This window comes from Deinococcus sp. QL22 (assembly GCF_023370075.1).
Taxonomy (GTDB): domain Bacteria; phylum Deinococcota; class Deinococci; order Deinococcales; family Deinococcaceae; genus Deinococcus.
This window is the reverse complement of sequence record NZ_CP097149.1, coordinates 3056460-3081563: the sequence shown is the minus strand read 5'-3', so window position 1 is coordinate 3081563 and position 25104 is coordinate 3056460. Positions and strand designations below refer to the sequence as shown.

The 25104-nt window shown below is 60.3% G+C and carries 21 protein-coding genes; 15 read left to right on the top strand and 6 right to left on the bottom strand.

What is annotated here, in order from left to right; all coding sequences use genetic code 11:
* The first annotated feature begins 287 nt into the window (after positions 1 to 287).
* Entirely contained in the window at positions 288 to 1691 is a 1404-nt protein-coding gene (locus tag M1R55_RS15295) for a YdgA family protein (RefSeq protein ID WP_249392579.1), read from the top strand.
* Between the two features lie 130 nt (positions 1692 to 1821).
* Here M1R55_RS15295 and M1R55_RS15290 read toward each other — a convergent pair whose 3' ends face one another.
* The 3 genes from M1R55_RS15290 to M1R55_RS15280 form a co-directional block, all read right to left on the bottom strand.
* Complete coding sequence (locus tag M1R55_RS15290) at positions 1822 to 2283, bottom strand: PA2169 family four-helix-bundle protein (protein WP_249392578.1); 462 nt, start codon at positions 2281 to 2283, stop codon at positions 1822 to 1824.
* Positions 2284 to 3426: 1143 nt separating this feature from the next.
* Positions 3427 to 5775, bottom strand: coding sequence for an ATP-dependent DNA helicase RecG (gene recG, locus M1R55_RS15285; protein WP_249392577.1), 2349 nt, complete (start codon positions 5773 to 5775; stop codon positions 3427 to 3429).
* 154 nt (positions 5776 to 5929) lie between these two features.
* Complete coding sequence (locus M1R55_RS15280) at positions 5930 to 7774, bottom strand: family 43 glycosylhydrolase (protein ID WP_249392576.1); 1845 nt, start codon at positions 7772 to 7774, stop codon at positions 5930 to 5932.
* A gap of 470 nt (positions 7775 to 8244) precedes the next feature.
* On the opposite strand from M1R55_RS15280, the gene cax reads away from it, so the two are divergent.
* From cax to M1R55_RS15260, 4 genes are all read left to right on the top strand, one after another.
* Complete coding sequence (gene cax / locus M1R55_RS15275) at positions 8245 to 9315, top strand: calcium/proton exchanger (RefSeq protein WP_249392575.1); 1071 nt, start codon at positions 8245 to 8247, stop codon at positions 9313 to 9315.
* A gap of 93 nt (positions 9316 to 9408) precedes the next feature.
* On the top strand, positions 9409 to 9759 hold the full coding sequence (locus M1R55_RS15270) for a roadblock/LC7 domain-containing protein (RefSeq protein ID WP_136367061.1): 351 nt from the start codon (positions 9409 to 9411) through the stop codon (positions 9757 to 9759).
* The gene (locus tag M1R55_RS15265; RefSeq protein ID WP_249392574.1) at positions 9756 to 10097 is read left to right on the top strand and encodes a roadblock/LC7 domain-containing protein; all 342 of its coding nucleotides are present in this window, start codon (positions 9756 to 9758) and stop codon (positions 10095 to 10097) included. The genes M1R55_RS15270 and M1R55_RS15265 overlap by 4 nt, the downstream gene beginning before the upstream one ends.
* Positions 10094 to 10414, top strand: coding sequence for a roadblock/LC7 domain-containing protein (locus M1R55_RS15260; protein WP_064014816.1), 321 nt, complete (start codon positions 10094 to 10096; stop codon positions 10412 to 10414). The genes M1R55_RS15265 and M1R55_RS15260 overlap by 4 nt, the downstream gene beginning before the upstream one ends.
* Before the next feature lie 119 nt (positions 10415 to 10533).
* Here M1R55_RS15260 and M1R55_RS15255 read toward each other — a convergent pair whose 3' ends face one another.
* Together M1R55_RS15255 and M1R55_RS15250 are read right to left on the bottom strand one after the other, a co-directional pair.
* On the bottom strand, positions 10534 to 11433 hold the full coding sequence (locus M1R55_RS15255) for a PIG-L deacetylase family protein (RefSeq protein ID WP_249392573.1): 900 nt from the start codon (positions 11431 to 11433) through the stop codon (positions 10534 to 10536).
* 229 nt (positions 11434 to 11662) lie between these two features.
* Positions 11663 to 11938 (bottom strand): hypothetical protein, encoded by a 276-nt coding sequence (locus M1R55_RS15250; protein ID WP_249392572.1) that lies wholly within the window; start codon positions 11936 to 11938, stop codon positions 11663 to 11665.
* Positions 11939 to 12103: 165 nt separating this feature from the next.
* Here M1R55_RS15250 and M1R55_RS15245 point away from each other — a divergent pair, with 165 nt between their 5' ends.
* The 6 genes from M1R55_RS15245 to M1R55_RS15220 all read left to right on the top strand — a co-directional run bounded on the left by M1R55_RS15245 (position 12104) and on the right by M1R55_RS15220 (position 17218).
* Positions 12104 to 12730 carry a ParA family protein gene (locus M1R55_RS15245; RefSeq protein WP_249392571.1) on the top strand — a complete coding sequence of 209 codons (627 nt, stop codon included), beginning with the start codon at positions 12104 to 12106 and terminating at the stop codon, positions 12728 to 12730.
* 28 nt (positions 12731 to 12758) lie between these two features.
* Entirely contained in the window at positions 12759 to 13037 is a 279-nt protein-coding gene (locus tag M1R55_RS15240; RefSeq protein WP_249392570.1) for a hypothetical protein, read from the top strand.
* Positions 13038 to 13089: 52 nt separating this feature from the next.
* Positions 13090 to 13995 (top strand): tRNA glutamyl-Q(34) synthetase GluQRS, encoded by a 906-nt coding sequence (gene gluQRS, locus M1R55_RS15235; protein ID WP_249392569.1) that lies wholly within the window; start codon positions 13090 to 13092, stop codon positions 13993 to 13995.
* Positions 13996 to 14083: 88 nt separating this feature from the next.
* The gene (gene trpB / locus M1R55_RS15230; protein ID WP_249392568.1) at positions 14084 to 15391 is read left to right on the top strand and encodes a tryptophan synthase subunit beta; all 1308 of its coding nucleotides are present in this window, start codon (positions 14084 to 14086) and stop codon (positions 15389 to 15391) included.
* Entirely contained in the window at positions 15388 to 16221 is an 834-nt protein-coding gene (gene trpA, locus M1R55_RS15225) for a tryptophan synthase subunit alpha (protein ID WP_249392567.1), read from the top strand. The genes trpB and trpA overlap by 4 nt, the downstream gene beginning before the upstream one ends.
* 127 nt (positions 16222 to 16348) lie before the next feature.
* Complete coding sequence (locus M1R55_RS15220) at positions 16349 to 17218, top strand: MBL fold metallo-hydrolase (protein ID WP_249392566.1); 870 nt, start codon at positions 16349 to 16351, stop codon at positions 17216 to 17218.
* A gap of 65 nt (positions 17219 to 17283) precedes the next feature.
* Here the strand turns inward: M1R55_RS15220 and M1R55_RS15215 are convergent, their stop codons facing one another.
* Positions 17284 to 20241, bottom strand: coding sequence for a hypothetical protein (locus M1R55_RS15215; RefSeq protein WP_249392565.1), 2958 nt, complete (start codon positions 20239 to 20241; stop codon positions 17284 to 17286).
* A 349-nt stretch (positions 20242 to 20590) separates the two neighbouring features.
* Here M1R55_RS15215 and M1R55_RS15210 point away from each other — a divergent pair, with 349 nt between their 5' ends.
* From M1R55_RS15210 to leuB, 4 genes are all read left to right on the top strand, one after another.
* A complete protein-coding gene (locus M1R55_RS15210) occupies positions 20591 to 21880 on the top strand; it encodes a 3-isopropylmalate dehydratase large subunit (RefSeq protein WP_249392564.1) in 1290 nt (429 codons plus the stop codon).
* A gap of 18 nt (positions 21881 to 21898) precedes the next feature.
* Complete coding sequence (locus M1R55_RS15205; RefSeq protein WP_249392563.1) at positions 21899 to 23152, top strand: hypothetical protein; 1254 nt, start codon at positions 21899 to 21901, stop codon at positions 23150 to 23152.
* 160 nt (positions 23153 to 23312) lie between these two features.
* Complete coding sequence (locus M1R55_RS15200; RefSeq protein ID WP_249392562.1) at positions 23313 to 23891, top strand: 3-isopropylmalate dehydratase small subunit; 579 nt, start codon at positions 23313 to 23315, stop codon at positions 23889 to 23891.
* Positions 23884 to 24939 (top strand): 3-isopropylmalate dehydrogenase, encoded by a 1056-nt coding sequence (leuB, locus tag M1R55_RS15195; RefSeq protein WP_249392561.1) that lies wholly within the window; start codon positions 23884 to 23886, stop codon positions 24937 to 24939. Before M1R55_RS15200 ends, leuB begins: the two co-directional genes overlap by 8 nt.
* Positions 24940 to 25104: the final 165 nt, after the last annotated feature.

Below are 25104 nucleotides of genomic sequence, written 5' to 3'. Positions count from 1 at the left end.
GGCAACGGTGCAGAGGCACTGGGCCGCCTGCTTCTTTTTGGGTTGATGCGTGCGCCATGAGCGGTATCTGTCGTAGTCGTCCTGCTGTGCTGAGTTGCCTCACCAATCCTAATTTCGGCAAGAGCAGGAGGTTCAGGTCGAACTGCAATCTTGTGCGTGACCCTGAACCCTTAGACGGTTTGGCCTGCCTACCACCCAAGTCGTGCAATCAAAATAAAGACTACCTAAAGGCCACCGGACACGCAATTCTGACCGCTGGCCTGCAACGTAACCTTTACCTTGGAGTCATGACTTCCCAAACGCCGCCCGCTGCCCCAAATAGCCGTCCTAAACGCCGACCCAACCGCGCTCTAGGCTGGACGGTGGCGGGCCTGGCCTTGCTGGGTGCACTGGCTGGAGCCACCGCCTACACAGGCGCACGCACCCAGGACACCACCGAACAGGCGATTCAGGGCATGGTCACGGCTCTGGATGCCAGCGGCGTGGCGAGCGTGGAAAATTCTAAGTATCAACGCGGATTTACGAACTCTACACAAACGATGACAGTCGTGCTGGGCGACGGCGAGGACGGAGAAAAGCCCATGCGCCTGCTCGTGACCAACCGCATTCAGCATGGGCCTTTGCCGGGGTTCAGGTCGGTGGGGCAAGCGCTGATCGATACCGATGTGCGCTTTGAAGACGCCGCCCTGCAGGCCCGCATGACCAAAGCTTTGGGTGGCAAACAGCCCACTATTCGGACAGTGGTGGGCTTGGGCGGAACCTCTACAACCGATCTGAATATTCCTGCCGGAACCCTGACCGAGGCAGGCGACACGGTCAATTGGCAACCGCTGACGGCGCAGGCCAGTATGAGCGGGCTGACCTCGCGCGTAAATCTGAATTGGCCGGGGCTGACGGTGGCAGGCGAACTGGCGGCCACTGTAGGCCAGGTGGCCGTGAACAGCGATATTACCCGCCGATCCAAAGATGATTTGCTAGGCGTGGGCAAAACGAACGCGACGGTAGACAGTCTGACCATTTCGGGTGGTGAAGCCCCGGTGAATGTGCGGCAAATGCGGCTGGGCAGCGAGGGTCGCCTGAACGGTGCAGCGCACTATGACGGCACACTGACCTACGACATCGGCCAGATTGAGGGCGCTGGGCAGACTTTTAAAGATGTGCAGTTGCATCTGGCGGCGCGGCACTTGGCAATTGCGCCCCTGCAACGCCTGGGCAAGCTGGTCAACGATTTGCAAGCGGCGCAGCGCGGCAGCACGGGCAGCCTGCCTGACCTGACCGCCGCCCAGGAACAGCAAATTCAGACCGACCTGCTGGCCCTGCTGAAAGAAGACCCGCGCCTTATCATTGACCGCCTGAGCGTGGGCACAGGCAGCGGCCCGGTGGTGCTGACCGGGCAAGCGAATCTGACCGGCCTGGGCCAACTGAGTGGCGAGGAATTGGCCGCGCTGGAGCAGGTGCCGATGCTGGCCCTGAGCCGCGTGGACGCACAGGCCCAAGTACAGGCCAGCGAGGCTGCGTTGTCGGGTTTGGTGGAAGCGTTTGGGGAAGAAAGCCCGTTCAGCGACCCAGCGGCCATAGAGCAACTGATAGAAGCCGGATTTGTGACCCGCAGCGGCAATAAGCTGACCGCCAATCTGAGGTTCAAAGATGGGGCGTCCACGCTGAACGGGCAATCGTTGGGCGATTTCTAGGACAGCTCACAGCCGATCTGAGCTGCAGGCCATCAAGACTCTTAGAAATTAGACTTGACAAGTAGGCCAAGAGATCACAGAACGGGGCAGAGGGCCGTCATTGGCTCCCTGCCCCGTCAGGACTTGAACTTTACTTGTTCGCTTCCATGCTGTGCTTCATGTCGCGGATCTGGTCATGGCTGGCTTTCACCTGAGCAAACTGCGTTTCGACAAAGGAACGGATGTCGGCGGGCAGGTCGGCTTCTTTCAGCACATCCTGATAGTTTTCCACGGCCACGTCTTCGCCGCGCTCGCACTCGGCCACCACCTGGTAGTCCCCGCGTCCGGTCACGGCGTCGCGCACGTTCAGCCAGGTGCGGTGCAGGGCCGCGCCCACGCTGCCGCCCTCGCGGGGCTTGTCGCCCAGGCGGGTGATATGGGCTTCTACTTCGCTGGCAAGCTGGCGGCGCTGGGTGCTGCGCTCCAGAAACAGGGTTTTCAGGCTGGTATCGGTGGCGTGCTCGGCAGCATCAGCAAAGCCTCTTTCGCCGTCGCGTAGGGTTCCCAGAAGGTATTGCAGTTTGTCCAGCACGGTTTCGTTGTTCATAGTCATGGTAGTGCCTCCTAAAGCGTGAGGGCGAATGCAGGGAACGCGGCGCACTTTCCGGATTGACCCGGTGCGTCCGGCCTGCAGGCCATGAGCTGAGAGTACGGTTCACCCCCGCACGGTTTGGCGCGAAACCATACAGGTAGGATTAACAGGACATTGAGCCAACGTTGGTCATGTCCTGGGATAAAGCGACTCGGGTCAGAACTTATGGATCGTCGGACACCATTCCGGCTGCTCCTGCTCGTCGGGGGCACAAGACCGAATCAGGTTCGAGTCCAAACATGGCACCAAAAAAGGCCGCACGCAGCGGCCCTTTTTTGGTTTGAGAGGATTTAGGGAACGACGATGGAGGGTTCACGGTAGAGCCGCCGCCTCCGCAAGAGGCAAGCAGCGACACGCTGGTCAGGGCAACAAGACCTAATTTGACGGTCATATTTATATGATCTTCCGGTGAAATTGCCAACAAACGATCTTTGAAACACGCTGGCCTTCAGGTCAGATGGTATTCCTGGCAGTATTGGACTTTTTGTTGAGCTGTTCTTATTTAATCAGATGAATGACTATGAGACAATTACTAAAGAGTTAAACAGAGATCAACTAGTTCGGGATTTCTAAAGTTATGATGCCGGGCTGACAGCTAAGTTGACCGTAGCGGCTTTCCATCTCCATTTACGAGGGATTTTCTGAAAATAGATGGTGGACTTTAATAAAGCGAAGACAGCATATAATCAACAGTCAAAGCAGCAAATATTACGCACATCCGAGTTTATGGAAATTCTTTACAATAAATATTAGGCTATATATTTGTAGCCAAGGCCATGGAAAATAGGAGTAATTCTGTATCAGTTGATTATAATTATGATGTCCTGCCTGATTTAGAATAAAATGTATCTGCGAACCACGACTTGAAAGCAAAATAGTTTGAAAAGTATTATAGGTAGAATTTGATTTACAGACGATAGGCAAAGATTCTATCTTTGTATAAAATCACAGCACTAATCAAATCTAATCTGCTTGACGCCCAGCGTTTTTAAACAAAAAATATCCATACAAAATAACCCATACGAACGCTGACAGATATTACGAGCAAAAGTCGTGGTAGGTGTGCTTATTATACCAATGGGCATTCGAGCCAATTTTATAAAATCAAATCACTTCTCTGTAAGCTACGCTCTGGCTTCGGTTCTGCAATTCGCTGCGGAGGTATTGCAGACGCGGGTGCTCCAGCTTGGGGTCGTGCGCCAGAATGTGCTTGGCCAACTCGCGGGCCCGCTCGATGATTTCTATATCGTTGGCAAGGTCGCCTAGGCGCAGGTCGGGCACGCCGCTTTGCCGGGTGCCGCGAATCTCGCCGGGGCCGCGCAGTTTCAGGTCGGCTTCGGCGATCACAAAGCCGTCGGTGCTGCTCTCGATGATGCCGAGGCGTTGGCGGGTTTTGCGGCTGTTCTCGCCGGAAATCAGCACGCAGTAACTCTGGGCACTGCCCCGGCCCACGCGCCCGCGCAACTGGTGAAGCTGGGCCAGCCCAAAGCGTTCGGCGTTTTCAATCACCATCACGGTGGCGTTGGGCACATCCACGCCGACTTCGATCACCGTTGTAGATACTAGAATGTCGAACTCGCGGGCGCGGAAACGGTTCATCACATGGTCTTTCTCGGCGGCGCTCATTTTGCCGTGCAGCAGGTCTATGCGGGCTTCGGGCAGGATGACTTTCAGGTCTTCGGAAAGCTGTGTGGCGGCCAACAGTTCCAGCGTGTCGCTCTCCTCGATCAGCGCCGTGACCACGAAGGCCTGCCTGCCCTCACGAATCTGGCGCATGGCGAACCCGTAGGCCTGCTGGCGGTGCGTGTCTTGCAGCAGTTTGGTCTCAATCGGGGTGCGTCCGGGCGGCAGTTCGTCAATAATGCTCAGTTCGAGGTCGCCGTAAGCGGTCAGCGCCAGGCTGCGCGGAATGGGCGTGGCACTCATCACCAGCACGTCGGGGCGGCCCGCCAGCAATTTGCGCCGTTGCTGCACGCCAAAGCGGTGTTCTTCGTCCACCACCGCCAGCCCTAAGTTGTCGAAGCGCACGTTTTCCTGAATCAGGGCTTGCGTGCCCACCACCACGTCCACGTCACCCTCGGCAATGCGCGTTTGCATCTCCAGCTTTTGCTTGGCGGTCATGGCCCCGATGAGGAGGCCCACCCGCACATCCAGTTGCCCCAAATAGCCCGACAAATTGGCGTAATGCTGCCGCGCCAAGATTTCGGTGGGGGCCATCAGTGCGCCCTGATAGCCGTCGCGCACGGCCAAATACAGGGCGCAGGCGGCCACGGCGGTTTTGCCGCTGCCCACGTCGCCCTGCACCAGCCTTGCCATTTGGCGCTCGCTCCGCATGTCGTCGGTAATTTCCAGCAGCACGCGGCGTTGGGCACCCGTGAATTGAAACGGCAGGGCGCCTTCAAAGCGGTGGATGTCGTCGCCTGTGGCCTGAAACCGCTTGCCCAGTAGCACGGCGTCGTCGCCTTGCAGCAGCACGCGTAACTCTAAAAACAGGTATTCGTCGAAGCGCAGACGGTTCATGCCATGTGCCAACTGCGCCTCGTCGTGCGGAAAGTGCATGCCCCACAGCGCGTCCGACAGGTCGGTGAGGCCGTACTTTTGCCGCCAGTGCGCGGGTAAATAATCGTCCAGCGGCACGGCTTCCAATGCCCGGTAAGCGGCGCGGCGTAAAAACTCCTGACTGATGCCGTCTTTGGAGTCGTATACCCCTACGATTCGGCCGGTGCTGAGGCTGCCTTTGGCGTCTTCCACCGTCTCCAGATGCTCCACGCCAATTTGCACACTGCGGCCAAATTTCTTGACGCGGCCCGTGAGCACCAGCCTCGCCCCCACGCGCAATTGGCGTTCCATCCACGGCTGATTGAACCAAGTGGCCTTCACGCGCCCGCCCGCCGGGGTTTCCAGCGTCACATCCAGAATCAGCATGCCGGGTTTGGGGCTGCGGCGCGATTTGGCGACCACCGTGCCTTCCACCGTTACTTTCTGGCCTTCCTCCACTTCCGACAGGTCGGGCAGGGCGCGGCGGTCTTCGTGGCGGTGAGGATAGGCGTGCAACACGTCGCGCAGATTGTGCAGGCCCAACGAATTCAGCTTGCGCGTTCCGCCGGGGCCGGTGTCCAGTCGGGCCAGATCAGCGTCGGGTGGCAGGCGTTCGCCGGGGGCGGCGGTGGGAACGGCGGCGCGGGCCGGGGCGCGGGGGGTTCTGGGCGCTTTGGCAGCGGCGTCCTGTCCGTCCAGGACGTTCAGGGCAGCATTCAGGGCGGCGGCGCGTCCACCTTCATCCAGCTCGCCGTAGCCCTTCAGCGCCTCCCGTACACCCGGAAAAGGGTTGCCCAGCGGCGACGCTAGCAGCTTTTCTACACCGCCCGCCACAATTCTGTTCTGATGCCCACTGGCCCGCTCTGCCAGCAGTGGCCGCCTGAGTTTGTCGCGCAGTTCTGCCACTGTTGCCATACGGGGTGCAGGCTAGCAGGCGGCGGCGGTGGGGAGGGGGAGGCGGGCAACAAAGGGGGCCAACGGGCAAAAAAGACCCCCAGCACTGAGCCGGGGGTGGGATAGAGAAAAGGGGAGTATATGATCTGGGCCACAAGCTCAACCCAGTCTCAACTCACTTCAGGCTGTACACCCGCACGCTGTCGAAGCGGTTGGTAAAGCCGCTGCCGCCCATAGAGAACAGTCCAATTTTGGCCTGCCCCAATTTGTGCGTCCAGGTGCCGCCCTTTGTCCAGCTCATACCGTCGCGGCTGGAATAGGCGGTGTAGGTTTCGCCTGCTCCGGCGGTGGCGCTGGCCCGCCGCACGATTCTCAGCCACGTTTCGCGGCCCGGTGCGCTCAAAACGGTGTTGCCGTAACGGGGGAATTTGTCGGCCACCGGGTTTTGCTCTTTGGCAAACTCGATCTGGCGGGTATTCCAGATAGAGGTCACGCCCAGCTTGATGAAGTTGTCGTCGTCGCCGTAGATCAGGAGGCCGCCCTGCGCGTAATTGAAGCAGCATCCGACATCAGGCAGGTCACTTTGCAGCTTGATTTCTACAGCGTAGTCGCCAGCGGGCGTGTTCTGGGTCAGCACCGAGGCGTTGTTGCTGTTCTCAAACAGGTCGCCGGGTTGCGTGGCGAAGCGCAGTACGCCGTTTTCCAGTCCGGCTTCTGCGGCGGCAGGTGGGCGAACCCAGGTCCAGCGGGGGTCGAGAGCCGAGCCATTAAAGTCGTCGTTGAAGGCGCTGATGGTGTTGCCCAGCACATCGGGTTTAGGGGGGTTGGGCTTGTAGGCGCTGACCTGTCCGGTCTGTGCAGCGGGGGCAGGCATCACGCCGTCAGAGGCCCAGTTGCCCGCCCGCACGGTGGGCCATTCATCTACCCAATCCAGCGGGTCTAGCAGCACGGGGCGCCTGTTCACGCCGCCGGGGGTGAAGTAAGGATTGTTCAGGTCTATGGCGTGGTACATCGTCCAGTCCTGCCCGCCTGCATCGGTAAACACGGCGTTGTGGCCGGGGCCGACCCAGCGGTTGCCGTTCATGCTGATCAGGGGGGTGCCGCCCGTGCGGGGGTCGAGCAGTGACACGCCTTCCTTGTCTACAAATGGCCCAGTCGGAGACGCCGAGCGCCCGGTAAACATGCTGTAGCCGGTGAGGGGGCCGTTGCAGCAGTTGGCCGCCGACAGCATCAGGTAATAAAAGCCGCCGTGTTTCACGACCTGTGCGCCCTCGTAGCGGTTGTCTATCGCCACTTCTTTCTGGGTGGCGGCGTCGGTTTTCAGACCGTCGGCGCTCAGTTGCCGCACCGAAATTCCGCCGAAGTAACTGCCGTAGTACATCCAGTTCTGGCCTGCATCATCGGTAATCACTTCCGAATCGAACACCCAGCGGCGGTCGTTGGGGTTGCCTCCGGGCGGGCCTTGCGGCTCCACAATCGGAGTACCGCTGTCTGTCCACGGGCCGACTGGAGAAGTGCTGGTGGCCACGCCAATCGCGCTGCCGCCCGCTTTGGTGTCGCTGGCCGTGTAATACAGGTAGTATTTGCCGTTCAGGTACTCGATGTTGGGGGCCCACAGCCCCGCGTCATCTTTCACCCAGTCGGGTTTGGTGGCAAAAGCGTCGCCCACATATGTCCAGTTCACCAGATCGGCGGATTTAGCCATGCTGATCAGGTGAAAATTCAGGTTGTTTTGTGCATCTACGTCGCCCGTGTTGTGAGGGTCGGTGGTGCAGTACAGATACCAGTTAGTGTCGCCGGGTGTGCGCGACTGGATCACGGCGGGATCGGCGCAGGACTCTACCTTACTCCCGTCAGCCTTGCTAATCGTCAGCGGGTTGCTGTAGGTCAGCTTGAGGGTCTTGTCGGGCGTCTTGATGGTGTCGCAGGCCGACAGCAGGCCCACGAGCGCGAGCATGGGCCACGCGGCACGGGTACGGAAACGCTGTTCTGAAAAATTATGGGTCTTGGGTTGATGCATCACTAAACCTCCTGAGAATGAGGGGAGAGGCCAGCGGAGCCGAGAGAGGCTCCCGATAAAGTTAGGGACGATAGGGAACAGAAAACATGCTTTGTCTTTGGCCTTCCGAACAGCAGGGATCGCCACAGTCGCCACTGGCACAGCAAAAACAACTCGCTGGGTGCACTGTGGGCAAGACAGACCGGGCCAGTCTGATCCGGCGAAACGTAAGCTTAAAGACAAATTGATCTTAACACGAAACTCGTGACAAACCCAGTTTTGTTGTGGCTTTATGAACATCTTGTGCTGCTGACGAGCACGATGCCACCGGCCAAAGGCAGCAGAACGAGCCTTGGTAACGAGGCCCACGGCTTGAACGAGGCCGGAAAAGCTTGCCTTCCGGCGCAACTCTGCTGTCCTGCTCGGAGCAAATCTTTAGCCTCGCCGCACACCCCTGCATCTGGTCTGAACTGCCCGGTACACTGCGCCGCATGAAGTGGTTCAATCTGCTATTGATTTTCCTGCCCGTCGCGGTTGTTCTGGAGATCACGGGTGGCAATCCCACTCTCATTTTCGTCAGTGCGGCGCTGGCTATCTTGCCGTTGGCCGGAATCATGGGTCAGGCGACCGAGCAGTTGGCGGTGCGGGCGGGCAGCACCGTAGGCGGGCTGCTGAATGCCACTTTTGGCAATGCCACCGAACTGATCATTGCCTTTTTCGCCCTTCAGGCGGGCAAGCTGGAAGTGGTCAAGGCCAGCATCATCGGCTCTATTCTCGGCAATCTCCTGCTGGTGTTGGGCCTGGCGATTTTGCTGGGTGGTCTTAAATACAAAGAACAGAAATTTAGCGTCAAGGCGGCGGGTACGCTGGCCAGCCTGCTCACCATCAGCCTGATCGCGCTCAGCATACCGACCATTTTTGACCTGACAGCCCGGAGTGTATCCCCTGATCTGGTGGGTCAGCTGGACGTGAATCTGTCGGAAGCCACGGCTATCGTCCTGATCATCATGTACGTCTGCTACATCTTTTTTACGCTCCGCACGCACAAAGATATTCTGAGCAATGCCGATGAGCACGGCGAGCATGAAGGCCCGCTGTGGAGCGTTCCCAGAGCAGTCGGCGTTCTGGCTGGGGCAACAGTGGCAGTCGCGTTCATGTCCGAATTTTTGGTGGGTACCCTGGAGGCAGCAACCTCCACGCTGGGCCTCACCGAATTCTTCGTGGGATTGATCCTGATCCCGATTATTGGCAACGCTGCCGAACATGCTGCCGCCGTACTGTTTGCCCTCAAGAACAAGATGGATCTCAGTCTGACCATCAGCCTCGGAAGTACGGTGCAGGTGGCGCTTCTGGTCGCCCCGCTGCTGGTGCTGCTGGGCTTGTTGGTGGGTCAACCTATGAATCTGGTGGTCACGCCACTGGAACTTGTCGCTATCGGCGCTGCCGTGCTGATCGGCAATTCGGTGGTACGGGACGGCGAAAGCAACTGGTTGGAAGGAGTGCTGCTGCTGGGCGTCTACGTGATTCTGGCCTTTGCCGTATTTTTCTATCCAGTGGCGTGAGTCCGGTGTTCGGGCTGCCTGTCACCCCCACTCCCCCCGCCGTGTGAGGTTTCGCCTCGCCAATGGTCATTTCCGGCATATCATGGCCCGCAGATGCTGAATCACCTCTCGCAACTTGTGGCTGACGTAGACGGCGCGTGGGCAGCGGCCATTGGCGGTCTGGACGGCCTGCTGGTGGAAGGCCACACCGCCACCACCGCAGACCTGAATTTGTTGGTAGCCGAACACGCCGGACTCCTCCGCACCGCCAGCGCCGCCTACAGCCAAACCCTCAATGGGGGCCAGACCCGCGAACTGTACCTGCGCGGCGAACGCCTCAGCGTGTACCTGCATCCCATCAATGCCGATTTCTTTTTGCTGCTGGCCCTCGATGGCCGCAGCAACCTGGGGCAGGCGCGGCTGTATGGCCGGGACACCGCCCGAAAACTGGAGACTCACCTGTGAAACTTGAACCCCTGCACGCCATTCCCGGTGTCGTGGCGAGCGCCTTGGTCGGGCCAGACGGCTTGCCCGTCGAAATGTACGGCGAAGCAGGCGACGCCCTCGCCGCCGAACTCGCCTCGCTCCGGGCCAGCCTAGACCGCACGGGCCGCCGCCTCGGAGCTGGAGAAGTGACCCGGCTGGCCTTTACCAGCGAGCGCGTAGAAGTGGTGGCGCTTGCCAGCGGCGAATTCGTGCTGGGCGCGGCCATGTTGCGCGGCAGCGACACCCGAGCTGCCCAGCAAGCGTTGGCCCGCCTTGCCCTCGACCTCACCGATTTGCCCAAGGTGGACGACGCATGATTGAGGCCCTGATGGAAACTCGCGGCGTGCGTCACGCCCTGTTGGTGAATGCACAGGGCGAAATCGTGACCGCTGCCGGGCCGCGTGGCCCCGAAGCCGACGCCGACCTGAACTTGGTGGCCGCAGGCCGCGCCGTGATTGCCAGCCTGCAAGCCACGCAGGGCAGCGGCGAATGGAACGATCTGTTGCTCGACGTAGACGGCGGCCCTGTCCTGCTGACTCCGGTGGGCGATCAGATTTTGCTGGCCGCGTTCGACGACGTAGCCAGCCTGGGCCGAATCCGCTTCGCCGTGCGCCGTCTGCTGGGGCAGATTTAAAACTTAGCCGTTCTAAAAAGATCGGGGGCCATGCGCTGTGAATGCACTGGCCCCCGATCTTTTTGTTTCTGTATCTGTATCTGTCGAATCACGGCCCGAATCTCAGAGCCGTTCTGCCTTTACTCCGCGTCCACCGCTTCAAATCCCGGCAGTCCGTCAAACAGCCCGCGCAGGGGGAAGGTAGGCAGTCCGGTGCGCGTGCCGCCGATGCTGAAGTTTTCGCTGCCCAACATGCCTACCTCCATCGCTTCGCGTTCTTCGGGGGTCATGCGGCCCACCAGACTCTCCGCGCCCATCTGCGTGCCGTGCGCGGCCAGTGCAGCCTTTTTGTTCTCGGCGTAGGGGGCCACGTTCATGGTCACGGCCACCGTGCCTGCGTCCACGCCGTAAACCAGCGGATCCAGGTCCTGGCCCATCCGCGAGAGCATTGCGGCAGCGGCAGTGGTCAGGGCCGTGAAATACAGGCGCTGTGGCCCGCCGCCCGGCAGGTGTCCGGTGCTAAAAAACGCCGCGCTGGTGGCCCGGTGAATCTGCAAATGATCCACATGGCCGTAGCCGCCGTGCGGGTCGAAGGTCAGGATCACCTGCGGGCGAAGGTCGGCAATCAGCGCCCGCAACTTGGTCTCCACATCCAGCGGATTCACGTTCAGCATGGCAACGGGGTCATCGGTGCGCGTGCGCTCGTAGCGGCCCGAATCGTGGTAATCGAGAAAGATGGGCGGCTCGATTTCCAGTGCTTCGCAGGCGCGGCGTAACTCCTGCTCACGCTGCACGCCGAGATCGTCTACGGTCATGCCCGGCACCGTGATCTTGCCCGCCTCGCCGCGTGTGGCACAGGCCAGTACCACGCGTACACCCCTACGGGCATAGTGGGTCAGGGTGCCGCCTACACTGAAGGCCTCATCGTCCGGGTGGGCAAACACGGCCAGAATGGTGGGCTGGGTATTGGGTGCGGTGTGTGTAGGTACAACGTTTGTAGGTGCAGCGTCTAGGTCGTGAGAATTCGGCTCGGCAGTCATGGGCGGTAGTCTAGCGGGCAAGACTGGGCCAGATCGTCAGCTAAGCTAAACGCATGAAGGCAGCCCTACAAGCCATCTGGACAGTACTGGAGCAGATCGTTCTGGCACTGATCGGGCAGCCTGTGGCAGGCAAGGGAGTCAAGCCCAAGCGTGCGCCTGACTTTCGCCCTGCTTCGCCCCGCCGCGCCGTGTGGGAAGTGTCCCGCCAAGCGTGGCTGGCCCTGATCGGTCAGCCGGATTCGCCGCCGCGTCCCTGTGAACCGCCTCCCAAAGATTCCGCTTCAGCCGCCTCCAACAGCAAGCCACGTTCGTAAAAGTCCCAGATTTCATCCAGCCAGGTGACGTAAAGCAGGCGGCGATTCCGCAGATCGGCGGCATCGAGCGCCTGCCCCAGCGCGGCGTAAAAGCGGCTGCCCTGCTCCTGCATGGCCCGCGCCGTCCAGTACGGTTCGGCAGCCATCAATCGGGCGAGGCGGTCTTCTGGGGTGAAGGGTGAGTCGGGCATCTATCTATTATCGATTCCCGGCGGCCTGAGCAACGTCCAAAAGCTTTTGTCCTCCCCACTAAGGGAGGGCGTTGCGTGAGCAACGGGGGTTCACCTTCCAAGCCGGATACACTGACCCCCACCACGCCTGACGCAACCGTACACGCCCTCTGATACGCTACCCCTATGCCAAAGGTGTTAGCCGTCACAAGTGAAAAAGGCGGCGTGGGCAAAAGCACGCTGGCCGTGCATCTGGCCGGAGCGTTGGCCGAACGTGGGCTGAGCGTGGCCCTGATAGACGAAGACCCCCGCGTGGGCAGCAGCGCCCGTTGGGCCTTGCGGGGAGCGAAGCTAGGTGGGCCTGCCCTGCCCTTTGCCGTGTATGAGGCCGAAGATGTGAAGCCCAAGAAGCTGGCCCCGCTGGATGTGGTGGTTATAGACACCGAAGGCCGTCCCAAACGCAAGGAACTGCGCCAGCTGGCAGACCGCGCCGACCTGATTCTGGTGCCCAGCGGAACCTCTGCCCTGGAACTGGAAGCCACGCTGGAACTGATGGATTTCCTTCAGGGCGACGCCGACGCCAGCCGCAAAGCGCGTGTGGTGCTGACCCGTGTGCCGCCAGTAGGCCGCGCTGGAGAAGAAGCCCGCGAGGATATGCGCGAGGCGGGAGCGACTGTGTGCAATACGCTGGTGCGGGCATATGCCGCCTACGTGCGGGCCGCCGAACTGGGCACGCTGGCCCGCGATGTGCGCGACCCCCGTGCCGAAACCGCGTGGGAAGACATGGTTTCGCTTTCCCGCGAGTTGCTATGACGCTTGCCCTGCTTGCCGGAGCCGAATAATGGCCCGGTTCGACTACCTGAAAGAGGCCAATAAGGGCAACAAGAAGGCGGCAAAACGGCCCAAACAGGCCAAATCTGCTGCCATAACTGCGCCCGTGTCTGTGGTGCCCGAACCCGCAGGGCCGCGCAAGGGTGAAACCGCCGAACGGGTCGAAGCCGTGTATGTCCGCAAAGAAACAGTGCGGGCCGTGTGGCGTGAAGTGAAGCGCGGCGGCGGCGAAAGCGTCAGTGAACTGGTCGAAGATTTGCTGCTGCGCTGGCTGCGCGAACGTACCTGATTTGCAGGCACGGGCCTCTGCTCATCTCTCACCCTGCGCTACCCTGACGCCCATGACTGTTGGCCGCTACGCCCCAAGTCCGACGGGGGGCATGCACTTGGGCAATGCCCGCACCGCGCTGCTGGCTTGGCTGCATACACGCGCCCAAAGTTCGTCCACACAGCGGGGGCGGCACATCCTGCGTTTCGAGGATCTGGATGGGAGCCGGGTACGCGGCTGGGCCTACGACTCTACCCGCCGTGATTTGGCGTGGCTGGGCCTCGACTGGGATGAGGAATATCTGCAATCTGAGCGACTGGACTTGTACGCCGATGCAGTGGCGCGGTTGGACACCTACTCCTGCACCTGCACCCGCCGCGAAATTGAGGCGGCGATTCAGGACAGTGCAGGCGCTCCACACGGCGCGGAGGCGGTGTATCCGGGTCTGTGTCGGGGCAAACAGTCTGACACTGACCCTTCGCGGCCCGCTGCCCTGCGTTGGAAGGTGCCGGATCAAACCGTGTGCGCCACCGACTTTCTGACCCGGCAGACCCTCTGCCAGCACTTGCCCACCGAGGCCGGAGACATCGTGCTGCGGCGCAACGACGGCGTATTCGCCTACCATCTGGCGGTCGTAGTCGACGACGCCGCCATGGGCGTGACCGACGTGCTGCGCGGCGTGGATCTCTGGACAGCCACACCGCGCCAGATCGCGCTTCAGGAGGCATTGGGGTATCCCCAGCCGCGTTACCTCCACGTTCCTCTGATGACCGATTACGCCGGGGAGCGCCTCGCCAAGCGCGGGGGTGCGCCGCCTGTTATGGCCCTGCGAGAAAGGGGAGAGGATGCAGGGCGGGTGCTGTCCGCCCTCGCGCATTCGCTGGGCCATGGCTTCTGGCCTCAGCCTCTGCCACCTGAAGTCGGCCTGGACGACCTGTTGATGCTCTGGCGTTCTAAACTGGATCAGCTTTTGCCGTAGCTCACCCCCCCCATCAAGTACCCCCAATCTAGACCAGTTGTCTAAGTTTCCCGAACGAGCGTTAGGTCTGGAGGGCTAGCATTTTGCTATGACCCTCAAGCTCTCTGATCTGACGCTGCTGCTGCCCGATTATCCGCAGCCTGACCCGCGTGGGCGCTTTGGCCGTTTCGGTGGCCGCTACGTGCCCGAAACGCTGATTCCGGCGCTGGATGAACTGGAAGAGGCGTACCGCAACGCCAAAAAAGACCCCAGTTTCCTGAACGAACTGGATCGCCTTCTGCGTGAATTCGTGGGCCGCCCCAGCCCGCTGTATCTGGCCCAGCGCCTCACCGATTACGCGGGCGGGGCCAAGATCTACCTCAAGCGCGAGGATTTTAATTACACCGGCGCACACAAGATCAACAACTGCCTTGCACAGGGGTTACTGGCCGTGCGAATGGGCAAAAAGCGCGTGGTGGCCGAGACGGGCGCGGGGCAACACGGCGTCGCCAGTGCCACCGCTGCCGCCCTGCTGGGGCTGGACTGCGTGGTGTACATGGGTGCGGAAGACATTCGCCGTCAGGAGCTGAACGTGTTCCGGATGAAGCTCCTGGGTGCAGAAGTGCGCGAGGTGACCAGCGGTACCAAGACCCTCAAGGACGCCACCAACGAGGCTATTCGGGATTGGGTCACCAACGTCCGCGACACCTTTTACATCCTGGGCAGCGTGGTGGGGCCCCACCCCTACCCGGCAATGGTGCGCGATTTCCAGAGCATTATCGGGGAAGAGACTAAAGTGCAATTGGAAGCTCTAGAAGGCCGCCAGGCCCCAGACGCGATTGTGGCCTGCGTAGGCGGCGGCAGCAACGCCATCGGCATTTTCGCGCCCTACGCCTACCTGCCCGAAGGTCAACGCCCTCGCCTGATCGGAACGGAGGCCGCCGGAGAGGGCGTGCATACCGGCAAGCACGCCGCGTCGGTGGCAGGCGGGCGCGTCGGCGTGCTGCACGGCTCCCTCATGTACCTGCTGAACGATGACGAAGGCCAGATCGTGCCGCCGCATTCCATCAGCGCGGGGCTGGACTACCCCGGCATCGGGCCGGAACACTGCTTTTATTCCGAAACTGGGTTGGCCGAGTACGTACCTGTGACCGACGCGCAGGCATTGGAAGCCCTGAGCCTGCTCACCCGCTTAGAGGGAATTTTGCCTGCTCTGGAAAGTGCCCACGCCATCTACCACGCTGTCGAACTGGCCCGCGAACTTGGCCCGGATGGAATCATCGTGGTGAATCTCAGCGGGCGCGGCGACAAGGATGTTTCGGAAGTGATGCGTCTATTGGATCTTGAGAAGAAGTTGGAAACCGAAAAACACGGTCAGCACGTGGCTGATGCCCACAAAGTTGAGGTCATCGCATGAGTGCCCCCACCCTTTCCAACGCTGCTCCCACCACCGACAAGGCGCGTGGCCCCGCCCGCATCCACGCCGCTTTTGCCGAGGCTCAGGCGCAGGGCCGCGCCGCTTTCATCCCCTTCATGACCGCCGGATACCCCAGCGCCGCCGAGTTTCCCGCAGTGGCTGATGCCCTGCTGCAGAGGGCCGACCTGCTGGAAGTGGGGATTCCCTACTCCGACCCGCTCGGAGACGGCCCCACCATCCAGCGGGCCAGTGAGAAGGCGCTGGACGGCGGCACGAGTACCCGGCGCACCCTGCAACTGGTGGCCGATTTGCGCGTGCGGCACGACAAACCCATTGTCATCATGACCTACGTGAATCCTATCTATGCCGTCGGCCCGCGTGAATTTATGCGGCTGGCACAGGCGGCGGGCGTAGACGGCCTGATCCTGCCTGACCTGCCACCCGACCAGGACATAGAAATCGCAGCCCTGGCCGCCGAATACGGCCTCGCGGTCACGTTCCTGATCGCGCCCACCAGCACCCCGGCCCGCGTGCGCTTGGTGGCCGAAGCCTGTACCGGATTCCTGTACGCGGTGAGCGTCACGGGCGTCACCGGAACCCGCGAAGGCGCAGCACTCGGCGAAGTGCCCGCCATGCTCGCTCTCGCCCGCCAGTTTGCCCATGTGCCGATTGCCGTGGGCTTCGGCGTGAAAGATGCGGCCACCGCCTCGCAAGTGGCCCAACAGGCCGACGGTGTGGTGGTGGGCAGCGCCTTTATCAATGCCGTGCGCGACGGACAAGATGTGGGGGCGTTGGCGGCGGAGATTGCCCAGGGGTGTAAAAAGCTGTAAGTGGCCTAAAAACCGTATGTAGTGAGTGGTGAGTGGTCAGTGGAAAAAGAGGGGAGAGGCTAGAGCTTCGGCTGCGCTTTTTGGGTTTCCCACTCACCACTCCCCGCTTACCACTTACCCTGTACCCATGACTTCCCCCAGTTCTGCCCCCTCCACCTGGCTCCAACACCGCCGCGTCGGTGAAGCTGACGTATATTCCCTCACCGACGGCCAATTTGGGCTGGACGGCGGCGCGATGTTCGGCAACGTGCCCAAAGTGCTGTGGGAACGCCGCGCCCCTGCCGACCACCTCAACCGCATTCGCCTCAGAATCAATCCGCTACTGATTCGCCTGAACGGGCACAATACGCTGATCGAAACCGGCTTCTGGGACGGCGGCGACGAGAAGTTTGAAACGATCTATGCCCTAGACCGCGATGAAACGGTATTTCGTGGGCTGGAGGAAGTAGGCCTCACACCTGACGACATTCACACGGTCATCAACACCCACCTGCATTTTGACCATGCTGGACGTAACACCACGCTGCTGGGCGACCCGACTTTTCCTAATGCCCGCTACGTGGTGCAGTCCGCCGAACTGCAGGAAGCCACCCATACCCACGAACGCAACCGCGCCAGCTATATCGCTGAGACCTTTCAGCCTATTCTGGATGCAGGCCTGTTCGACGCTGTAGACGGCGAGCAGGAGCTTCAGCCGGGCCTGAGCGTGCTGCCGGTGCCGGGGCATAATCTGGGGCAACAGGCGGTGGTGCTCCGCAGCGGCGGGCAAACACTCGTGTATACCGCCGACATGCTGCCCACGCTGGCCCACGCGCCGTATCCGTACATCACGGGCTATGACCTGTACCCGGTGACCACGCTGGACAACAAGCGCAAGTATTTGCCCCAATGGTACGAGCAAGGCGCACTGATTTGCACGCCGCACGACCCGGATGTGGCGTTTGCCCGATTGATAGAGGGGAAAAAGGGCGGCTTTGAGTTGGTGGCGGCGGAGTAGGGAACCAGTAAGAAACACGCCCCGCCGATGGAGAAGGCGGGGCGTGTTCTAAAAACAGATCAGATTTAAGGGAGGACGGTCAAGAACGATTCGTAACCGTTGCCCGTATATGTGCCGGTAGTAAGGAACGAAACACCGCTATTGGTGTTCATGATGGCGTCTGTAATCCTATCTGTAGGGATTTGGCTGATGGTGCCTGATGTTGCATCCACTTTAAGAACACTGCTGTAGCCGGTGGCCCAAAGAACGTTTGAATTATTCTGATCAAAACCAACGATCTTGGATACGGAACTGTTCGTTCCATTGAAGGTGGTCGTGGTGCCATCGCTGTTGACTCTAACGAGTGGGCCATTGCTGGAATACCAGACTTGCCCAGTATTAGAAACTGCGGCACTCTCAAAACTGCTGCCTGAAGGGTTGGCCACAGGACTGATAATTGACGTCAACGTATCGATCAGGAGGAGGGTACCACTGTAACTAGGTTGTAATAGGACATATTTCCCACTATTACTTGCAACCAAGCCGTTGATACGGGAATACTGTTCACCGCTGTCAATCATAGTTTGTGTGCCCGTTGCTGGATCCCACCGAAAAAGGCCATACGAAAATGCGCCAGCGTCGTTCGTGAAGAAAAGGCTGTACCAAATGCGGCCTTGAGCGTCTACGACTCCACTCCCCATACCTTTGGTACTTGTGGTATTCAGTTTGGTTACCGTGCCATCATCTTTAAGTCGGAAGATGCTGGTGGCGTTGTTGTATTCGGTTCCTAACGCATAGATATCTCCGCCTGGGATAGCCAACAAGGGTACCGAAACATCAGTCAGTGTGACCTCTTTTGCGCTCTGCCCACCAGTGATGCGGCGCAAGGTGCCCAATTGGCTGTTGCCAGAGGGGCTATAACTACTCATCACCCAAACGCCGGTGGTGGCCGGAGCAAGAGGTTTATAGGGTAAGACGCCCAGTGAAGTTCGGGCAGGCTTAATCGATAACTGGAAGACATTGGGCATGCCATTGTTGTTAACAGGAACTTTATCGCCTGTTACTTTGACCTGAGTGGTGCTCAATGGGGCGTCAACCGCAACCTGCATAGGAATAGCTACGGTGGTGGTTGCATTGGCGCTGACGCTGACGGTTACGGGAGAGGCCGTTACTCCTATCGGCAAATCAGTGAGGTTGAGCGTTACATTGCCACTAAATCCTTCTTGCGGGCTGACATTGACAGATACAGAGGCGCTGCCGCCCTGATAAACGTCCACCCCACTCATAACATTGGCTACATAAACATTGACTGAAGGCACACGAACGATGGCGGGTAGTTGGGTTCTGCCCAGTTCAGTTCCCCCCTGAGAAGCGATCAATGCAAGCGGGCCGGAATAATCCGTCGCCTGATCCGTGAGGCTAAAAGTGACGGTGGTGGTCAATGCCTGCGGCCTGACTGCCTGCAGGATGAGGCCAAGCCCCTGGGTAGATTGGGCTGAGAGTGCACTGGTGCCACTCAGATTGATGGTTGAGGGCGTAACTTTGACGCTCGGAAGGCTGGTACTGAGGTCGACGATTCCTGAGACAGCCCCCCTAGGAGTCAAGGTAATTTGCCGCGTTACCGAGGTGCCTGCCCGCAAGATGACTTCGCTGTAATCAGTAGGGTTTAAGAATATAGAAGGTTTCTCGGCCACAAATCCCAGTTGAATTCGTGCGTCGCCGGGAATGTTTCTGATGGTAAAGATCGTCGCGCCCCCGCTCTCAGTTCGGACGATGCTCAAAGCATTCCAGCCCACATTGACTGTGAAATCAAGATCAATCCGAGCGCTGCCACAAAAGGCCGTACCTTTAAGGCTGGTGGCAGTTTGAGCATAAACCCGTGTTACGAGAGTTCCAGTGCTTGTCGTCTCTGTGATTTCTCCCAATACGCTGCCTGCCGAGTTGAGCGCAATGGGACGAGCAAATTCTGACCGAAAGTCACTCCCTGTCGTTCCGGCGCTGAGGGTACATCTGTCCAAAAAGGAGGCAAGGGAAACAGGCATTGGCAATACCGCATTCAACGTGCCACCCGCAGAAATGTCAGCTGGGTTGCCGTCAACAGTTGTCCGTGCATTTAAAAGGTCAAACGCGATTTTGCCTGTGCCAGCATTCCAGCCCGGAATCGTGCCCACGACTCTTGCCGCGTCCAACGCCGTACCCGCCAGGGCCGTGTAGGTCAGCGATACAGATTTGCTGGCATCCAGCGTCACTGTTTGGGCGGCGGGGGCGGCATAATTGGCCACTGCGCCCCCCTCGACTTTCAGGACACTATTGGCGGGAAGGCCCGTAAAGGTTTTGCTGGCGTCGAGTGTTCCCTTAAAAACTTCCGTGTTGGTGGCCGTGTTGGTTAGCGTTACAGGTGCACTCGCTACGCCGCTGAGGTTAACCGTCAGATCGAAAGTGGGTGCAGGCGCGGGCTTGGTGTAGGTCAGGTCCACTGTTTTGTTGGCATCCAGCGTGACGGTCTGGGCAGCGGGCGTAATGTAACCGTTCACTGCGCCGCCTTCAACTTTCAGGACACTGTTGGCAGGAAGGCCCGCGAAGGTCTTGACCGCGTCCAACGTTCCCCTAAAGACTTCCGTGTTGGTGGCGGTATTCGTCACTGTAACAGGAGCGCTGGCCACGCCGCTCAAATTGACCGTTAGATCATATGTAGGTGCGGGAGTGGGCTTGGCATAGGTCAGCGTGACCGTTTTGCTGGCGTCCAACGTCACCGTTTGGGCAGCGGGTGTGGTGTGGTCGGTGACGTTGCCGCCTTCCACCTTCAGTACGTCGTAGGCCGTGAGGCCAGTAAAGGTCTTGGTGGCGTCCAGCGTGCCTTTAAACAGTTCTGCGCCGGTAGCAGTATTGGTCACAGTTACAGGCGCGGACGATACACCAGCCAAAGCAACCGTCAGATCAAATGTGGGCGCCGGAGTCACGTCGCCGGGGCAGGCCGTCAGCAATACCGTGAGGCCCAGCATCGCGCCCGACAATTTCAAGTTCTTAAGAATCTTCATATTCACTTAGGATTCTAACGTTCAAATGAGCAGAGCGTGTGCAAGATTGAGGAATCTTCACAAGGGTTAAGACGGCGTCAGACTGATCAGAAGGGCGGTGCCCAAGCCGTCTATCCCACCTGCCTTGCCCCTAGCCCCGGTGCGGCGGTACACTCAGGTCATGCCGAGCGCACTGACGATGAACGGAACTGCCCAATGGGGACTCCTTCTTCGCTGGGGGCGTTGAGCGCTGGCCCTGCGTTCACCTGTAGCCCCCGGAACCCCAACCGTTCCGGGGGTCTTTTCTGTCACGGGGAACTCACACGGCAAAGTCACGTAGCAAGGCCAAACAGCACCATCAACTGGGGGAATAGATATGGCAATGACGATTTCGGAAAAGATTCTGGCGGCACACAGTGGACACGAACACGTCGTACCGGGGCAACTGATCGAATGCACCACCGACTGGGTGCTGTGCCACGAGATCACCACTCCGGCGGCCCTGCGAATGCTGGAAGAACGCGGCATGGACAAGGTCTTCGACCCCAGCAAAATTGTCGCTATTCCCGACCACAGCGTGCCCGCCATGAATATCAAGGCCGCCAAGATGTACCAGAAGCTGAAGTCCTGGGTCAAGGAAAAGGGCATCGAGCATTTTTATGACGTGGGGCGCGGCGGCATTGCCCATGTGGTGCTGGAAAACACCGGACTGGTCAAGCCGGGGCAAACGCTGGTCAGCGGCGATTCTCATACCTGCAACGCGGGCGCACTGGGCATGTTCGCCACGGGCGTGGGCAGCACCGACCTGGCCGGGGCCATCTACGCGGGCCGCGTCTGGTTCAAGATTCCCGAAACCATGCTGATCCGCGTGACCGGAGAGATTCAGCCCGGCGTGACCCCCAAAGACATCGTGCTGGAGGTCATCAAGCGCATTGGGGCCGATGGCGCCAATTACATGGTGATGGAATGGGTGGGCGACACCATTGACCGTCTGGACATGGAAGGCCGCTTTACGCTGACCAACATGGCGATTGAAGCGGGGGGCAAAACTGGCATCGTGGCCGTGGATGACACTACCCGCGCCTACCTGTCGGCACGCGGCATCGAACCCGGCAGCTACACCGAATACACCTCCGACCCCGATGCCCAGTACAAAGTCGTGATCGACGTGGACGCCAGCAAAGTGGAACCCACCGTCGCCTATCCCCATATTCCCAGCAACGGGCGTGTGGCGGGCAGCGACAAAATCGCCGTGACGCACGCCTACGTGGGCAGTTGCACCAACGGGCGCATTGGCGACCTGCGCGACGTGGCCCGCATTCTGAAGGGCCGCAAGGTGGCTGACGGCGTGCAGATGATCGTGGTGCCCGCCACGCAGGCCATCTGGAAACAGGCCGCGCAGGAAGGGCTGATGGAAATCTTCGTGGATGCAGGCGCGAGCGTCAGCTACCCCAGTTGCGGCGCTTGCCTCGGCATGCATTCCGGCGTTCTGGGGCCAGACGACGTGTGCATCAGCTCGACCAACCGCAACTTTGTAGGCCGAATGGGCGACCCCACCGCGCAGATCTATCTGGCGAGTCCCGCCACCGTTGCCGCCAGCGCTGTGGCCGGATTCATTGCCGACCCCCGCGCCTACAACGCCGACGGCAGCAACGCGGCAGACTGAGCGTGGAGGCGAACTGATATGGGAGACGCTAGACGCCGTAAACAACTGGGCCTGATGCCCACTGTGCATCCTTTCGAGGCCGATATGGATACCAGCGGCAACGTGACCCTGAACCAGGGGCCACAGGAAGCCGCGCTGCAAGTGCTGATCGTGGACGCCCTGCGCGAAACCCAGCCTACGGGGCCGCTATGGGACAGTTCTTACCGCACCTCGTTCGTGATGGCGGGCCGTCCTGACCGCCTGCTGGAAACCGCCGAGGATGTGCAGTCTATTGCTGTGCCGCCGCACCGCCGTTTTGTAGGCGAACTGGCGCTCGGAACGACGGTGCCCGAAGATGCCAACACTTACACCCATCTTCCTGTCGAGGGCGGCGTCCTGCACCTGCGCCAGCACACGCATTCTGCCGACGGCGTGCGCTGGGAATCCTTCCCGGCCAACACCGATCCCCGCCGGGCGCTGGAATTTCTGATGCAGCATCCGGCGGCGGGGGGACAGGGCAAAGTGGTGGCTACCTTCCGAATTGAGCAGGCTCCTGAAGGCCGCGTGACCATTGACCCTGAGCCGCCCGGCGAATGGCTGGAAGCATTGGAAGAACTGGCCTCCGAGTGGCACGGCCAGACGCCTGAGGAGTGGGGCGATCTGCATGCCGAACAGGTGGATGAAGACAAAGCTACCGCGCCCGTGTTGAAGCGCAGCCTCTTCGAACTGCGCGAGCCTGCACTGCTGCTTTCGCCATTGGGCACGCCTTTTGCCCAAGTGGGGGGACTGGAGCTGCACATAGACCCCGCAGGCTCCGGCTACTCGCCCGACGGCGAAGAGTGGATTACCTACGACCCCGAAGCCGCGCCGCTAGGCGACTCGTTGCCCCCCGAACTGAGCCAGTTTTTGGATGTAGACACCGTGACCGTCACCGTGTTTGCCGATGGCCGTGTGGAGTGGGAAGAAGATGATGTGCCTGCCGACCAGGCCGACCGTATTCGCGCCGATCTGGTGCAGGCCACGGGCGCAGGTCACCCCGAACGCTGGGCCGACTGGACAGAGAATCTGCTGCTGGAAATCTTTGCCGACGAATACCCTGACCTCAACGAAGTGGAAACTCTGCCTGTGCCGATTGCCGTGCGCCTCGATATTCCGGTGGACGCCCTGACCGATGCTGACCCGTTGGCGCAGGCGTTTATAGAATCCGAGCTGACCTTTGACGGCCAGACCTGGCACGACCTGTATGCCGAAGAATTGCCCGCTGAGCTGAATGCGGTTCGGCCTCTGAATTAGGTTGACGTTTGGGGCGGTTTAAGGTCTAGGGTATAAGGGACTAAGAAGAGATTGGCCTACTAGGACGCCTGTTCTGACCGATCTGCCCACCCGAAGACCCACCGCCCCACCCCCTTAGACTGCCCCCACCTTCCTCCCCAATCCCCCAAAAGGAATCCCCATGCCCAAAGTTCATGTCTTCGGACGCGACCACATCAACACCGATGAGATTATTCCGGCCCGCCACCTGACCACCGACGTGGAAGCCGAACTGGCCCCGTACGCGATGGAGGATTACGACAAGACCTTCGCGGCGCGGGTGCAACCGGGCGACATCATCGTTGCAGGCGCAGATTTCGGCTGTGGTTCCAGCCGTGAACACGCGGTCTGGGCCTTACGCGGCGCGGGCATCGGCGCGGTCATTGCCCCCAACTTCGCCCGCATTTATTACCGCAACTCCATCAACAACGGCTTTCTGGCGCTGGAATGTGCCGGAATCGTGGAGGCCTTCGAGGACGGCGACGAGGCCGATCTGGATTTGATCGGCGGCACGATTGCCAATCTCCGCACGGGCCAGAAGCTGACCTTCGTGCCTGTGGCCCAGTTCGCGCTGGACGTGCAAAAAGCGGGCGGCTGGCTGGAATACATGCGCGACCACGATCAGGCCGCGCTGGAAGCCGAAACGTTGAAGGCGGCCAGCACCGAAGCTGGACATGGACACCCCGGCCAAGAAGCCAAACAGGAGGCGCACCGTGCCTAAAATCGTGATTTTGCCCGGCGACGGCATCGGCCCCGAAGTCACCGCCGCCGCCGTGGAAGTGCTGCGCGAAGTGGCCCCCGACGTGACCTTTGAAGAACACGCCATTGGGGGCGGAGCATACGACCAGTACGGCGACCCGTTGCCCCAAATCACCCGTGACGCGCTGGCCGATGCCGACGCGGTGCTGCTGGGCACAGTCGGCGGCGCACACAACAGCCCCTGGAATCTACTTCCCCGCCCCATGCGCCCCGAAAGTGGTCTGCTGGCGCTGCGGAAATTGCTGGGCTGCTACGCCAACCTGCGGCCTGTGCGCGTGCAGCCGGGGCTGGAGCATCTCAGCCCCCTCAAGCCTGATTTGGCGCGCGGCGTGGACATTCTGATCGTGCGCGAACTGTTGGGCGGCGTGTACTTCGACCAAGACCGCAAGATCGAGGGCGATACCGCCTACAACACCATGCGCTACACCACCGCCGAAGTGGAGCGCGTGGCGAAAGTGGCGTTCTGGGCCGCCGAACAGCGCCGGGGCCGAGTGACCAGCGTAGACAAAGCCAACGTGCTGGAAGTCAGTGAACTGTGGCGGCGCGACGTGACGGCGCTGCGTGACCGCGACTACCGCAATATCCACCTGAACCATGAATACGTGGATAGCGTCGCCATGCTGATCGTGTCCGACCCCAGCCGCTACGACGTGATCGTCACCGAAAACCTGTTTGGCGACATCCTGTCCGACCTCGCCGCCGTGATTCCCGGTAGCCTCGGCCTGATGCCCAGCGCCAGCCTAGGCGACGGCGCGGGCCTGTTCGAGCCGATTCACGGCAGCGCCCCCGACATTGCCGGAAAGGGGATTGCCAACCCCGCCGCGGCCATCATGAGCGCCGGAATGTTGCTGCGGCACGGCCTCAAGCGTAGCGACGCCGCCAACCAGATTGACCGCGCTGTGGCGTTGGCCCTCCGCGAGCATCCCACACCCGATCTGGGCGGCAAGGCCGATACGCGCACCTTTACCCGCGCCGTGCTGAACGCGATGGGCAGCCCCAGCGTGGGTTAACTCCAGCGTTGGCTAAGCAGAGTCGGAATCGAGAACGGGGCGAGGCAGGAAGCTTTCGCCCCTACTTGTCTTATTGCCTTTTTTCCACATCGTATAGGCGCGTTTCAAGCTTATCTATACAAGTTCGCTGCCCACTATAGCTGGAATATAAGATTAATTGCTTTA